General features: G+C 70.0%; 10 protein-coding genes. 6 read left to right on the top strand and 4 right to left on the bottom strand.

Translation table 11 applies throughout. The annotated features are described in order from the left end of the window. Nucleotides 1-151 precede the first annotated feature (151 nt). Nucleotides 152-832, top strand: a complete 681-nt coding sequence (raiA, locus tag OG514_RS08465; RefSeq protein ID WP_055603779.1) for a ribosome-associated translation inhibitor RaiA — start codon at nucleotides 152-154, stop codon at nucleotides 830-832. 208 nt (nucleotides 833-1040) lie between these two features. After that, the gene (locus tag OG514_RS08460) at nucleotides 1041-1793 is read left to right on the top strand and encodes a response regulator transcription factor (RefSeq protein WP_266892480.1); all 753 of its coding nucleotides are present in this window, start codon (nucleotides 1041-1043) and stop codon (nucleotides 1791-1793) included. 24 nt (nucleotides 1794-1817) lie between these two features. Here OG514_RS08460 and OG514_RS08455 read toward each other — a convergent pair whose 3' ends face one another. Then, a complete protein-coding gene (locus tag OG514_RS08455) occupies nucleotides 1818-2981 on the bottom strand; it encodes a winged helix-turn-helix domain-containing protein (RefSeq protein WP_266892478.1) in 1164 nt (387 codons plus the stop codon). Between the two features lie 75 nt (nucleotides 2982-3056). Beyond that, complete coding sequence (locus tag OG514_RS08450) at nucleotides 3057-3647, bottom strand: GNAT family N-acetyltransferase (RefSeq protein WP_266892476.1); 591 nt, start codon at nucleotides 3645-3647, stop codon at nucleotides 3057-3059. A gap of 238 nt (nucleotides 3648-3885) precedes the next feature. Between OG514_RS08450 and secA the strand changes: the two genes are divergently transcribed. Continuing rightward, entirely contained in the window at nucleotides 3886-6696 is a 2811-nt protein-coding gene (gene secA, locus OG514_RS08445) for a preprotein translocase subunit SecA (protein WP_266892474.1), read from the top strand. A gap of 57 nt (nucleotides 6697-6753) precedes the next feature. Here secA and OG514_RS08440 read toward each other — a convergent pair whose 3' ends face one another. Next, nucleotides 6754-7215 (bottom strand): Rv3235 family protein, encoded by a 462-nt coding sequence (locus OG514_RS08440; RefSeq protein ID WP_266892472.1) that lies wholly within the window; start codon nucleotides 7213-7215, stop codon nucleotides 6754-6756. 279 nt (nucleotides 7216-7494) lie between these two features. Between OG514_RS08440 and OG514_RS08435 the strand changes: the two genes are divergently transcribed. Beyond that, nucleotides 7495-8001, top strand: a complete 507-nt coding sequence (locus OG514_RS08435; protein ID WP_266892470.1) for a hypothetical protein — start codon at nucleotides 7495-7497, stop codon at nucleotides 7999-8001. A 45-nt stretch (nucleotides 8002-8046) separates the two neighbouring features. Further along, nucleotides 8047-8718: an HAD family hydrolase gene (locus OG514_RS08430; RefSeq protein ID WP_266892469.1), complete on the top strand. Its 672-nt coding sequence runs from the start codon at nucleotides 8047-8049 to the stop codon at nucleotides 8716-8718. Between the two features lie 138 nt (nucleotides 8719-8856). Here OG514_RS08430 and OG514_RS08425 read toward each other — a convergent pair whose 3' ends face one another. Then, the gene (locus OG514_RS08425; protein ID WP_266892468.1) at nucleotides 8857-9411 is read right to left on the bottom strand and encodes a DJ-1/PfpI family protein; all 555 of its coding nucleotides are present in this window, start codon (nucleotides 9409-9411) and stop codon (nucleotides 8857-8859) included. A gap of 434 nt (nucleotides 9412-9845) precedes the next feature. Between OG514_RS08425 and OG514_RS08420 the strand changes: the two genes are divergently transcribed. After that, complete coding sequence (locus OG514_RS08420; RefSeq protein ID WP_266892467.1) at nucleotides 9846-14819, top strand: NAD-glutamate dehydrogenase; 4974 nt, start codon at nucleotides 9846-9848, stop codon at nucleotides 14817-14819. Nucleotides 14820-14823: the final 4 nt, after the last annotated feature.

The following is a 14823-nucleotide window of genomic DNA, read 5'->3' as shown; positions in this document are numbered from 1 at the left end:
CTCTTGTCGATGGGGTGGGGATCTTGTCGACTGGGGAGGAGGAGGTGAAAGTCGCCAAGTCCGAGCTCCGGTAACCACCGGAGTCTGGTGCAAAGGGAGATGCCCGGCGGCCGAGAGAGCCGACCAGGGCGATCCGGGAACGGAGTTCTGCGTGGACATCGTCGTCAAGGGCCGCAAGACCGAGGTGCCCGAGCGGTTCCGCAAGCACGTGGCCGAGAAGCTGAAGCTGGAGAAGATCCAGAAGCTCGACGGCAAGGTGATCAGCCTCGACGTCGAGGTGTCCAAGGAACACAACCCGCGGCAGGCCGACAGGTCGGACCGCGTGGAGATCACCCTCCACTCCCGAGGCCCGGTGATCCGGGCGGAAGCCGCTGCGGCCGACCCGTACGCGGCGCTCGACCTCGCCAGTGACAAGCTCGAGGCACGGCTGCGCAAGCAGCACGACAAGCGGTACACCCGCCGTGGAAACGGCAGGCTTTCGGCGGCGGAGGTCGGGGACGTGGTGCCCGGCGCCGCCCAGCTCAACGGAGACGGCCAGCTCGTCGCCGACGAGTCCGACAAGGTGCCCACCACGATGATGGGCTCGATCGAAGTCCAGGGCGAAGGCCCGCTGGTGGTCCGCGAGAAGACCCACCGGGCCGCACCGATGACGCTCGACCAGGCTCTCTACGAGATGGAGCTGGTCGGACACGACTTCTACCTCTTCGTCGACTCCGACACGAAGCAGCCGAGTGTCGTCTACCGCCGGCACGCGTACGACTACGGCGTCATCCACGTGGAGAGCGACCCGCTCGCCGAGGGTGGCGGCGCCGGCGGTGCGCTCGGCGGCTGACCGCCGCTTCGCGCCCCCCACACCCCAATTGCCTCTCACGGTGCCCCTGGAGCGCTCTTCGCGCCCCCAGGGGCACCCCCGTGCGCCTGCGGATCACCCCGTTGCCGCCGGAGCATGAAAGCATGGCGTGCACGCCAACCGGTGCTCCCTGAGTAGCGGTTGGAGGACCGGAAACGAATTCAGGCCACGGCCTTCAGGGGGAGGAACGATGGCGGACAGCTTCGGACCGGTGCTCAGCGGGCGCGAGCACGGTGGCGCGGTCCCGGAGGGATCGGATTCGGACAGCAGCGCATTCCGCAAGGAGCCGATCCGGGTCCTCGTCGTGGACGACCATGCCCTCTTCCGTCGCGGACTCGAGATCGTCCTCGCGCAGGAGGAGGACATCCAGGTCGTCGGGGAGGCCGGGGACGGGGCGGAGGCCGTCGACAAGGCGGCCGATCTGCTGCCGGACATCGTCCTGATGGACGTACGGATGCCCCGGCGCGGCGGCATCGAGGCGTGCACCTCCATCAAGGAGGTGGCCCCCAGCGCGAAGATCATCATGCTGACGATCAGCGACGAGGAGGCCGACCTCTACGACGCGATCAAGGCGGGGGCCACCGGCTACCTCCTCAAGGAGATCTCCACCGACGAGGTCGCGACGGCCATCCGCGCGGTCGCGGACGGGCAGTCGCAGATCAGCCCCTCGATGGCGTCGAAGCTCCTCACCGAGTTCAAGTCGATGATCCAGCGCACCGACGAGCGCAGACTCGTGCCCGCGCCCCGGCTGACCGACCGTGAGCTGGAGGTGCTCAAGCTGGTCGCGACCGGCATGAACAACCGGGACATCGCCAAGGAACTGTTCATCTCCGAGAACACCGTGAAGAACCACGTCCGGAACATCCTGGAGAAGCTTCAGCTGCACTCCCGGATGGAGGCCGTCGTCTACGCGATGCGGGAGAAGATCCTGGAGATCCGGTAGCCGGGCCGTGTCCGGGAACACCCCCTAGCCCAGGGCCGCGACCAGGTCCTTCGCCAGCTCCGGGGCGTCCACCCGCTCCACCTTCACCGCGTCGCAGCCGACCCACTCGGCGGCCTCGCGCAGCGCCCGTGCCACCGCCGGTACGGCCTTCGGGCCGTCGAGCGTGACCTGGCGGGCGACGAGCGTGCCACCCTCCCGTGCCGGGTCCACCCGGCCGACCAGACGGCCGCCGGCGAGGACCGGCATCGCGAAGTAGCCGTGAATGCGCTTCTGCTTCGGCACGTACGCCTCCAGGCGGTGCGTGAAGCCGAAGATCCGCTCGGTGCGGGCCCGCTCCCAGATCAGCGAGTCGAACGGCGACAGCAGGGTCGTACGGTGCCGGCCGCGCGGCTCCGAGGCCAGCGCCGCCGGGTCCGCCCAGGCGGGCTTCCCCCAGCCCGCCACCGTGACCGGCACGAGGCCCGCGGCCTCGACCACCGCGTCGAACTGCTCGCCCTTGAGCCGGTGGTAGTCGGCGATGTCCGCGCGCGTGCCCACGCCCAGCGCCTCGCCCGCCTGCCGGACCAGCCGCCGCACGCACTCGGTGTCGTCCAGGTCGTCATGGAGCAGGGCCTGCGGGATCGCCCGCTCCGCCAGGTCGTACACCCGCTTCCAGCCGCGCCGCTCGACCACGACCACCTCGCCGTACATCAGCGCCCGCTCGACGGCGATCTTGGCGTCCGACCAGTCCCACCACTCGCCCTTGTTCTTCGCGCCGCCCAGCTCGGTCGCCGTCCGCGGCCCCTCGGCCCGCAGCTGGTCGATCACCTTGTCGTACGCCCCCGCCGACAGCTCGTGGCCCCAGTGCGGGCGGTCGCGGTAGGCGCGCCTGCGGAAGGCGAAGTGCGGCCACTCCTCGACGGGCAGCACGCAGGCCGCGTGCGACCAGTACTCGAAGGCGTGGGAGCCGGTCCAGTAGGCGTCCTCGACCGTCGTACGGCCCACGGCGCCCAGGCGCGCGTACGGAATCAACTCGTGCGAGCGGGCCAGGACGGAGATCGTGTCGAGCTGGACCTGGCCGAGCCCGCGCAGCACCCCGCGCACCCCGGCGCGGCGGTCGGGCGCACCCAGGAAGCCCTGGGCTCGCAACGCGATCCGGCGGGCTTCGTCGGCGGACAGTTCGGCGGCGGCGCGCGGCACAGTCGTCATGGACCGCACCCTAGGCCCCGGCACTGACAGCCGGACTCGCGTGCCAGGCCAGGTCCTTGACCGGCAGGGACACCGCTACGGCCTGGAGACGGGCTCCTCGCGGGCCGGGAGGTACGGCAGGGGGCTCGGGAGGCCGAAGTCGGAGGGGAGCAGGGCGGCGATCCAGCCGTCCCGGAGCGTGCCCTTGTTGGTCAGGGCGGCGCGCTGGGCGCCCTCCATGACGAAGCCGACCCGCTCGGCCACCGCGCGCGAGGCGACGTGGCCGATCTCGGCGCGCCAGACCAGGCGGGTGCAGCCGAGCCCGGTGAAGGCCCAGTGGGCGACGGCCCGGACGGTCTCCGTCATGTAGCCGCTGCCGCGGTGCTCGCCGGCCAGCCAGTAGCCGACCTCCCAGACGCCCATGCCGCGGCTGCTCAGGGTGACGGCGGCGAGCAGCGGTCCGCCGGCCAGCGGTTCGACGGCGAAGGTGTACTCGGTGTCGTCACGCCAGCCGTCGGGCACGAGCCGGTTCAGGAAGAACTCGGCGTCCTGGCGCGTGTAGGGGTCGGGGACGACGGTCCAGCGCCGGATGTCCGGGTCCTGGCAGATGGCGAACACCGCGTCGGCGTCCTCGGGAACGAAGTTCCGCAGACGCAGTCGGTCGGTGGTGAGGGTGATCGGCTCCATGCGTGGATTCTGGTGAGCCGCCGGACCGGACGCGAACACTTTTCGGGTGGGGCGGCACCTTCCGCCCACCTCGTGCGTTCTCTTTCCGGGCGGACGTACGGCTCCGGCACTGTGGGCCTCCCTTCGCGAGGGTGGTCTCGCTTACGATGGCCGTTGCGGTGGGGACCACCTGCCGTGCCCGCGCTCGCGTCCATCACAAGACCAGTGCCAGGCCCGACCGGCAAGGAGACCAGCCTCAGTGTCCGTCTTCAACAAGCTCATGCGTGCAGGCGAAGGAAAGATCCTGCGCAAACTGCACCGCATCGCGGACCAGGTCAACTCCATCGAAGAGGACTTCGTCAACCTCTCCGACGCCGACCTGCGGGCGCTCACCGAGGAGTACAAGCAGCGGTACGCCGACGGCGAGAGCCTCGACGACCTGATGCCCGAGGCCTTCGCGACCGTGCGCGAGGCCGCCAAGCGCGTCCTCGGCCAGCGCCACTACGACGTCCAGATCATGGGCGGCGCCGCGCTGCACCTCGGCTATGTCGCCGAGATGAAGACCGGTGAGGGCAAGACCCTCGTCGGCACCCTCCCGGCGTACCTCAACGCGCTCTCCGGCAAGGGCGTGCACCTGATCACGGTCAACGACTACCTGGCCGAGCGTGACTCCGAGCTCATGGGCCGGGTCCATCGCTTCCTGGGTCTGACCATCGGCTGCATCCTCGCCAACATGACGCCGGCCCAGCGCCGTGAGCAGTACAACTGCGACATCACGTACGGCACGAACAACGAGTTCGGCTTCGACTACCTGCGCGACAACATGGCGTGGTCCCAGGACGAGCTCGTCCAGCGCGGCCACAACTTCGCCTGTGTCGACGAGGTCGACTCCATCCTCGTCGACGAGGCCCGTACGCCGCTGATCATCTCCGGCCCGGCCGACCAGGCGACGAAGTGGTACGGCGACTTCGCCAAGCTCGTCACCCGTCTTTCCAAGGGCGAGCCCGGCAACCAGCTCAAGGGCATCGAGGAGACCGGCGACTACGAGGTCGACGAGAAGAAGCGCACCGTCGCCATCCACGAGGCCGGTGTCGCCAAGGTCGAGGACTGGCTCGGCATCGACAACCTCTACGAGTCGGTGAACACCCCGCTCGTGGGCTACTTGAACAACGCCATCAAGGCGAAGGAACTGTTCAAGAAGGACAAGGACTACGTCGTCATGGACGGCGAAGTCATGATCGTCGACGAGCACACCGGCCGTATCCTCGCCGGCCGCCGCTACAACGAGGGCATGCACCAGGCGATCGAGGCGAAGGAAGGGGTGGCGATCAAGGACGAGAACCAGACCCTCGCCACCATCACCCTGCAGAACTTCTTCCTGCTGTACTCGAAGCTCTCCGGCATGACCGGTACGGCCATGACCGAGGCCGCCGAGTTCCACCAGATCTACAAGCTGGGCGTCGTCCCGATCCCCACGAACAGGCCGATGATCCGCAAGGACCAGTCCGACCTGATCTACCGGACCGAGGTCGCCAAGTTCGCCGCCGTCGTCGACGACATCGCGGAGAAGCACGAGAAGGGGCAGCCGATCCTCGTCGGCACGACCTCCGTCGAGAAGTCCGAGTACCTCTCGCAGCAGCTCTCCAAGCGCGGTGTGCAGCACGAGGTCCTCAACGCCAAGCACCACGACCGCGAGGCCAGCATCGTCGCCCAGGCCGGCCGTCGCGGCGCCGTCACCGTCGCCACGAACATGGCCGGTCGCGGTACGGACATCAAGCTCGGCGGCAACCCGGACGACCTCGCCGAGGCCGAGCTGCGCCAGGCGGGTCTCGACCCGGTCGACCACGTCGAGGAGTGGGCCGCGGCCCTCCCCGCCGCCCTGGAGCGCGCCGTGAAGGCCGTGAAGGCGGAGTTCGAGGAGGTCAAGGACCTCGGCGGGCTGTACGTCCTCGGTACCGAGCGCCACGAGTCCCGCCGTATCGACAACCAGCTGCGCGGTCGTTCCGGCCGTCAGGGCGACCCCGGCGAGTCCCGCTTCTACCTCTCGCTCGGTGACGACCTGATGCGCCTGTTCAAGGCGCAGATGGTCGAGCGCGTGATGGCCATGGCCAACGTGCCGGACGACGTGCCGATCGAGAACAAGATGGTGACCCGGGCGATCGCCTCCGCCCAGTCGCAGGTCGAGACCCAGAACTTCGAGACGCGCAAGAACGTCCTGAAGTACGACGACGTGCTCAACCGGCAGCGCCAGGTCATCTACGGCGAGCGCCGCCGCGTCCTGGAGGGCGAGGACCTGCACGAGCAGATCCAGCACTTCATGGACGACACGATCGACGACTACATCCGCCAGGAGACCGCCGAGGGCTTCGCGGAGGAGTGGGACCTCGACCGTCTGTGGAACGCGTTCAGGCAGCTCTACCCGGTGAAGGTCACGGTGGAGGAGCTGGAGGACGCGGCCGGCGACCGGGCCGGCATCACCGCCGAGTTCATCGCCGAGTCGATCAAGGACGACGGCCGCGAGCAGTACGAGACGCGCGAGAAGCAGCTCGGCTCGGAGATCATGCGCGAGCTGGAGCGGCGCGTGGTCCTGTCGGTCCTGGACCGCAAGTGGCGCGAGCACCTCTACGAGATGGACTACCTCCAGGAGGGCATCGGCCTGCGTGCCATGGCGCAGAAGGACCCGCTGGTCGAGTACCAGCGCGAGGGCTTCGACATGTTCACCGCCATGATGGAGGGCATCAAGGAGGAGTCCGTCGGCTACCTGTTCAACCTGGAGGTCCAGGTCGAGCAGCAGGTCGAGGAGGTCCCGGTGCAGGCGAGCGGTCCGTCGCTCGCCAAGGAGGACGCGGTGCCCGCCGGCGCCGGTCGTCCGGAGATCCGCGCCAAGGGGCTCGATGCCCCGCAGCGGCCGGACCGGCTGCACTTCTCCGCGCCGACCGTGGACGGTGACGGCGGTGTCGTCGAGGGTGACTTCGCCTCGGACGACGTCGACTCGGGTGACGGGATGACGCGGGCGGAGCGCCGCAAGGCGCAGAAGAACGCGGGTGGCGGGCGTCGCCGTAAGAAGTGACGCCGGCTGAGGGCTGAGCGGAGGGGTCGGTTGCCCGGTGGGCGGCCGGCCCCTCCGTCATGCGGGGTGGGGTGCCGTGCCCAGGCCGTCGAGTTCTACCGCGGCGCAGCGCCAGCGCTGGTCCTCGCCGCGTTCCAGGCGGAACGCCATGGCCCGTACGCGGGCGCCGGTGGCGATCGTGGCGAAGGCCTCCACCGCGGTCCGGCCGTCGTCCACCTGGACCGAGCAGCGGCGCAGGACGGGGCGGGGGCCGAGCGAGCGCAGGGGCGTCTCCGGGGCGATCCGGACGAGCTGCTCGTACGCCTCGCCGACGGTGTGGCCGAGCATCCAGTGGACCGGGCGTTCGCCGCTGAGCACGGCGAGGAGGCGCTCGGCGAAGACGGTGTGCGGGGGGAGGGCGCGCGGGCGGCTCGTGCGGGGGTGGGTGCCCGCGGGGCCGCGGGGGCGCGTGCCCGCGGGGCCGCCGGGCGCCCGGCGGGGGCGTGGGGTGCCTGTGGTGGTGAGGGTGGTGGTGCTCATGGTGGGCCTGCCCCTGTTGTCGCGTCACCGAGTGATACCGGTCAGTAACTTTCCGTTGGGGATCTTGTACGGGTGGGCTCGGAGGGGCCGCAAGGAGTCCCCCGCCGCTCGGCGGGGCGAAAACGGAATCACCTATCCGGGTGACGCGGGAGAAAATCGACTCTCGGGGGTCCTGAGAAGGGCCTCACGGGGTGGACGTACGGCGACTCCGACCGGCCACCCCGAAGGGGGACTCCGCGGATATCCTGAGGGCCTCTCCGTCTACGAAAGCGGCCAGCCATGCGCGTGTACGTCCCCCTGACCCTCCCCGGTCTCGCACAGGCGCACAAGGCGGGCGAGCTGGGCCCCGGCCCGCTGACCGCCTACGCCGTCACCCCCGCCCTGCGCGAGTGGTACGTCTCCGACGACATCGAGGAACTGGAGTACGCGGCGCTCAACCGGGCCGCGTCCGCCTCCCTGCGGCTGCTCGCCGGCGACCCCGAGGTGCCCCGGCGCCGGATCGTCGTCGCGATCGACGTCGCGGACAAGGACGCCGCCACGGACCCCGACGGGGCTCTCACCGTGAGCTCCATCGGCGAGGTCCGGATCGCCGGGCCCGTCCGGCTCGCCAAGGCGGCGGCCGTGCACGCGGACGCGGACGACGCGGAGGCGGACGTGACGGCGGCGGCGGACGCGCTGGGCGCGGCGGACCAGGGGGACGACGACGCGCAGTTCGTCGTCGACGGGGCCGAGGACCACGAGCTGCTGTGGTTCGGCGTGCAGGAGATTCCCGCGCTGCTGGGCTGAGGTCCCCGGGTCTTGGGTGTCGGTGGCGGCGGGTACCGTCTTTCCATGGGGAAGCACGACGGCTTGCGGGGCAAGCATCTGGTCTGGGACTGGAACGGCACACTGCTCGACGACATCGGCGCGGTCATCGGGGCGACCAACGCCGCGTTCGCCGAGCTCGGGCTCGAATCGATCACTCTTGAGCGGTACCGCGAGCTGTACACGGTGCCGGTGCCCAAGTTCTACGAGCGACTCATGGGGCGGCTGCCCACCGACGCCGAGTGGTCCGTCATGGACGGCGCCTTCCACCGGCACTACTGGGAGCGGGCCGAGGCGTGTGGGCTGACCTCCGGGGCCGCGGAGCTGCTTGCGGCGCGGCAGGAGTCCGGGTTCACGCAGTCGCTGTTGTCACTTGCGCCGCACACGGAGTTGATACCGCTGGTGCGGCGGCACGGGATCGCGGAGCGGTTCGTGCGGATGGACGGGCGGGTCGACGCGTCCACGGACGGGAAGTCGGGGCACATGGTGCGGCACCTTGCCGCGCTGGGCGATGTGCCGGCGGATCGGATCGTCGTCATCGGTGACGCCGCGGACGATGCGTTGGCCGCGGCGCATGTGGGGGCTCGGGCGGTGCTCTATACCGGGGGGTCGCACAGTCGGGCGTCGCTTGAGCGGGTGGGTGTGCCGGTGGTGGACTCGCTCGCCGAGGCCGTGGCTGTCGCGGAGGAGCTGGTCTGACCGGCTCCGCCCGGTGGTGGGGCGAGGTGGTGGGCCCTGCGCCGGCCGGTGGGTGGTTGTGCCCATCCGCTCCGCCCTGCGGAATGGATGCCCACAACCACCGGGCGGCGGGTGCGCCGCCCACAACCGCGGCGCGGGTCAGCTCTTGGCTCGGAGGACCTTCAGGAATTCGCGCATCCAGGTGGGGTGGTCCGGCCAGGCCCTTGAGGAGACCAGGAGGCCGTCCACCACCGCCGCGCTGTCCTGGAAGGTCGCGCCGGCCGCCTGCATGTCCAGTTCAAGCGCGGGGTACGCCGTGACCCGGCGGCCCTCCAGGCTGCCGATCGCCGCCGTCAGGAGCGGGCCGTGGCAGATCTGGGCCACCGGCTTGTCCGCGTCGAAGAAGGCCTTGAGGATCTTGCGGAGCTCAGGGTCGTTGCGCAGGTACTCCGGGGCCCTTCCGCCCGGGATCACCACCGCCACGTACGCGCCCGGGTCGACCTCCGAGAAGGCCAGGTCGGCGGGCCAGGTGTAGCCGGGCTTCTCGGTGTACGTGTCGAAGCCGGGCTCGAAGTCGTGGACGACGAAGCGCAGCTGTTTGCGGGCGGGGGCGGCGATGTCGACCTCGTAGCCCTCTTCCAGCAGCCGCTGGTAGGGGTACATCACCTCCAGCGACTCCGCCGCGTCACCGGTCACGATCAGGATCTTCGCCATGGCTCTCCCAGATCACAGATGGTCGGTCTGCCGTGCTGCGTCCATGCTCGCGCACGTGCTGCCCCCGACGGGGCGCTTTGCCAAGAGGACATGTGTCGCTGTCCAGAACGTCAAACTTCCACCCCCTCTTTTGTACACATACGGACCATGACGGTTCGGGGGGCGAGGGCGATAGGCTTTTGCCGTGATCAGCGCGATACGCCGAGGGGGCAGTGAAGCCCCCGGCTGCCGCCCGGTCCGCGACAGCGGCCGGGCCGACAGTGCGTTCGCCGATCCTCTCCGTCCGGGCGCGCCGCTCTCCGTGGCCGATAACGACCCGGGCATCTCTCATTCGGGCATAACGTCGTCTTCGACCGGAATCACCGCGTCGAGGCGTCGTTGTGTCCTTTCTTCCACCGACGTCACGCAACGGCGCGCGACAGGAGTCAGAGGACATGCAGACCAAGCTGGACGAAGCCAAGGCCGAGCTGCTCGAAAGGGCCGCTCGGGTAGCTGAGCACAGCCCGGTCGGGGGGCGACTTCCGACGGGCCCGGAGGGTGCCGGGGAGCGCCCGGACCGGGACACCGTGCTCGAGTACCTCCAGCGCTACTACCTGCACACGGCACCGGAGGACCTCGGCGACCGGGACCCGGTCGACGTGTTCGGTGCCGCGCTCTCTCACTACCGGCTCGCGGAGAACCGTCCGCAGGGCACGGCCAACGTGCGCGTGCACACCCCGACGGTCGAGGAGAACGGCTGGACGAGCAGCCACTCCGTCGTCGAGGTCGTCACCGACGACATGCCGTTCCTGGTCGACTCGGTCACCAACGAGCTCTCGCGCCAGGGCCGCGGCATCCACGTCGTGATCCACCCGCAGGTCCTCGTCCGCCGCGATGTCACCGGCAAGCTCATCGAGGTCCTGTCGGCGCAGATCCAGGGCGATCTGCCGCACGACGCGCTCACCGAGTCCTGGATCCACGTCGAGATCGACCGTGAGACCGACCGCGCCGACCTCAAGCAGATCACCGCCGATCTGCTGCGCGTCCTGTCCGACGTCCGCGAGACGGTCGAGGACTGGGACAAGATGCGCGACGCCGCGCTGCGGATCGCCGAGGGCCTCCCGGCCGAGCCCACCGCCTCCGACCTGCGCCCGACCGAGGTGGAGGAGGCCCGCGAGCTGCTGCGCTGGCTCGCCGACGACCACTTCACCTTCCTCGGCTACCGCGAGTATCAGCTGGTCAACGGCGACGCCCTGTCCGCCGTGCCCGGCACCGGCCTCGGCATCCTGCGCTCCGACCCGCAGCACGCGGGCGACGACCAGGGCCACCACGCCCACCCCGTCTCGCCGTCCTTCAGCCGGCTGCCCGAGGACGTCCGCGCCAAGGCGCGCGAGCACAAGCTGCTGATCCTGACGAAGGCCAACAGCCGCTCGACCGTGCACCGCCCCTCGTACCTCGACTACGTCGGTGTGAAGAAGTTCGACGCCGACGGCAACGTCATCGGCGAGCGCCGCTTCCTCGGTCTGTTCTCCTCGGCCGCCTACACCGAGTCCGTGCGCCGCGTTCCCGTCGTCAAGCGCAAGGTCCAGGAGGTCCTGGCGGGCGCGGGCTTCTCGCCCAACAGCCACGACGGCCGCGACCTGCTCCAGATCCTGGAGACGTACCCGCGCGACGAGCTGTTCCAGACCCCGGCCGACCAGCTCCAGTCCGTCGTCACCAGCGTCCTGTACCTGCAGGAGCGGCGCCGGCTGCGGCTCTACCTGCGCCAGGACGAGTACGGCCGCTACTACTCCGCCCTCGTCTACCTGCCGCGCGACCGCTACACGACCCGCGTCCGGCTGCGGATCATCGACATCCTGAAGGAGGAGCTCGACGGCACCAGCGTCGACTTCACCGCCTGGAACACCGAGTCGATCCTGTCCCGGCTGCACTTCGTCGTCCGCGTCCAGCCCGGCACCGAGCTGGCGAAGCTCACCGACGCCGATGTCGACCGCATCGAGACCCGGCTCGTCGAGGCCGCCCGCTCCTGGTCCGACGGCTTCGGCGAGGCGCTGAACGCCGAGTGCGGCGAGGAGCGTGCCGCCGAGCTGCTGCGCCGATACGGCAACGCCTTCCCCGAGGGCTACAAGGCCGACCACTCGCCGCGCGCGGCCGTCGCCGACCTGGTCCACCTGGAGGCCCTCGCCCGTACCGGCGGCGGCAAGGACTTCGCGCTCTCGCTCTACGAGCCGGTCGGCGCGGGCCCCGGCGAGCGCCGCTTCAAGATCTACAAGACGGGCGACCCGATCTCCCTCTCCGCCGTGCTCCCGGTGCTCAACCGGCTCGGCGTCGAGGTGACCGACGAGCGGCCGTACGAGCTGCGCTGCGCCGACCGTACGCACGCCTGGGTCTACGACTTCGGTCTGCGGATGCCCATCGCCACCGCCAACGGCGGCGACTACCTCGGCGACGACGCCCGTGAGCGGTTCCAGGAGGCCTTCTCCGCCACCTGGACCGGCGAGGCCGAGAACGACAACTTCAACTCGCTCGTCCTCTCCGCCGGGCTCACCTGGCGCGAGGCGATGGTGCTGCGCGCCTACGCGAAGTACCTGCGCCAGGCCGGTTCGACGTTCAGCCAGGACTACATGGAGGACACCCTCCGCAACAACGTCCACACCACCCGGCTGCTCGTCAACCTCTTCGAGGCCCGGATGGCCCCGGAGCGCCAGCGTGCCGGCACCGAGCTGATCGACGCGCTCCTGGAGGAGCTGGACGCAGCCCTCGACCAGGTCGCGAGCCTGGACGAGGACCGCATCCTGCGGTCCTTCCTGACCGTCATCAAGGCCACCCTGCGGACGAACTTCTTCCAGCTGACGGCGGACGGCAAGCCGCACTCGTACGTGTCGATGAAGTTCGACCCGCAGGCCATCCCGGACCTTCCGGCGCCCCGCCCGGCCTTCGAGATCTGGGTGTACTCCCCGCGCGTCGAGGGCGTACACCTGCGCTTCGGCAAGGTCGCCCGAGGCGGTCTGCGCTGGTCCGACCGCCGTGAGGACTTCCGTACGGAGATCCTCGGCCTGGTCAAGGCGCAGATGGTGAAGAACACCGTCATCGTGCCGGTCGGCGCCAAGGGCGGCTTCGTCGCCAAGCAGCTCCCGGACCCGTCCGTGGACCGTGACGCCTGGCTGGCCGAGGGCATCGCCTCGTACAAGACCTTCATCTCGGCGCTGCTCGACATCACCGACAACCTGGTCGCGGGCGAGGTCGTGCCGCCCCTCGACGTGGTCCGCCACGACGAGGACGACACCTACCTGGTGGTCGCCGCCGACAAGGGCACCGCGACCTTCTCCGACATCGCCAACGGCGTCGCGGAGTCGTACGGCTTCTGGCTCGGCGACGCCTTCGCCTCCGGCGGCTCCGCCGGCTACGACCACAAGGGCATGGGCATCACCGCCCGCGGCGCCTGGGAGTCCGTCAAGCGGCACTTCCGCGAGCTGGGCCACGACACCCAGACCGAGGACTTCACGGTCGTCGGCGTCGGCGACATGTCCGGTGACGTCTTCGGCAACGGCATGCTGCTGAGCGAGCACATCCGCCTGATCGCCGCCTTCGACCACCGGCACATCTTCATCGACCCGAACCCGGACGCGGCCGTCTCGTACGCCGAGCGCCGCCGGCTCTTCGAGCTGCCCCGCTCGTCCTGGGCCGACTACGACACCTCGCTGCTCTCCGCGGGCGGCGGCATCCACCCCCGCAGCGCCAAGTCCATCCCGGTCAACGCACAGGTCAGGGCCGCCCTCGGCATCGAGGACGGCATCACCAAGATGACCCCGGCCGAGCTGATGAAGGCCGTGCTCCACGCCCCCGTCGACCTGCTGTGGAACGGCGGCATCGGTACGTACGTCAAGTCCTCGGCCGAGTCCAACGCCGACGTCGGCGACAAGGCCAACGACGCCATCCGCGTCGACGGCCAGGACGTGCGCGCCCAGGTCATCGGCGAGGGCGGCAACCTCGGCGCGACCCAGCTGGGCCGCATCGAGTTCGCCCGCACCGGCGGCCCCGAGGGCCAGGGCGGCAAGGTCAACACCGACGCCATCGACAACAGTGCCGGCGTCGACACCTCCGACCACGAGGTCAACATCAAGATCCTGCTCAACGGGCTCGTCGCCGAGGGCGACATGACCGTCAAGCAGCGCAACAAGATCCTCGCGGAGATGACCGACGAGGTCGGCACGCTCGTCCTGCGCAACAACTACGCGCAGAACACGGCCCTGGCCAACGCCGTCACCCAGTCGCCGTCCCTGCTCCACGCCCACCAGCGCTTCATGCGCCGCCTGGGCCGCGACGGGGCCCTCGACCGGTCGCTGGAGTTCCTGCCCAACGACCGGCAGATCCGCGAGCTGCTCAACAACGGCCGCGGTCTGAGCCAGCCGGAGCTCGCCGTCCTCCTCGCGTACACCAAGATCACGGTGGCCGACGAGCTCATCGGTACGGAGCTGCCGGACGACCCGTACCTGCGCGGGCTGCTCCACGCGTACTTCCCGACGCTGCTGCGCGAGAAGTTCACCGAGGCCGTCGACAACCACGCCCTGCGCCGCGAGATCATCACCACCGTCCTGGTCAACGACACCGTCAACACCGGTGGCTCGACCTTCCTGCACCGCCTCCGTGAGGAGACCGGCGCGTCGATCGAGGAGATCGTCCGGGCGCAGACCGCCGCCCGTGTCGTCTTCCGCCTCGGCCAGGTCTGGGACTCCGTCGAGGCCCTCGACAACCAGGTGCCCGCCGACGTGCAGACCCGGATGCGGCTGCACTCCCGCCGGCTCGTCGAGCGCGGCACGCGCTGGATGCTCAACAACCGGCCGCAGCCGCTCCAGCTCACCGAGACCATCGAGTTCTTCTCCGAGCGGGTCGAGCAGGTCTGGGCGCAGCTGCCGAACCTGCTGCGCGGCGCGGACCTGGAGTGGTACCAGTCGATCGTGGAGGAGCTGACCGAGGTCGGCGTGCCGGAGGAGCTCGCGCTGCGGGTCGCCGGCTTCTCCTCCGCCTTCCCGATCCTCGACGTCGTCGCGATCGCGGACCGGACGGGCAAGGACCCCCTCGCCGTGGCCGAGGTCTACTACGACCTGGCCGACCGGCTGCGGATCACCGACCTGATGGACCGGATCATCGAGCTGCCGCGCAGTGACCGGTGGCAGTCGATGGCCCGCGCGTCGATCCGCGAGGACCTGTTCGCGGCGCACTCGGCGCTGACCGCGGACGTCCTGGCGGCCGGGAACGGCACGTCGAGCCCGGAGCAGCGGTTCAAGGACTGGGAGGAGAAGAACGCGGCGATCCTGGGCCGCGCGAAGTCGACCCTGGAGGAGATCCAGGGCTCGGACACCTTCGACCTGGCGAACCTGTCGGTGGCGATGCGGACCATGCGCACGCTGCTTCGTTCGCACAGCTAGTGGC

This window comes from Streptomyces sp. NBC_00572 (assembly GCF_026341815.1).
GTDB lineage: Bacteria > Actinomycetota > Actinomycetes > Streptomycetales > Streptomycetaceae > Streptomyces.
This window is presented reverse-complemented; position numbering and strand designations above follow the sequence as displayed.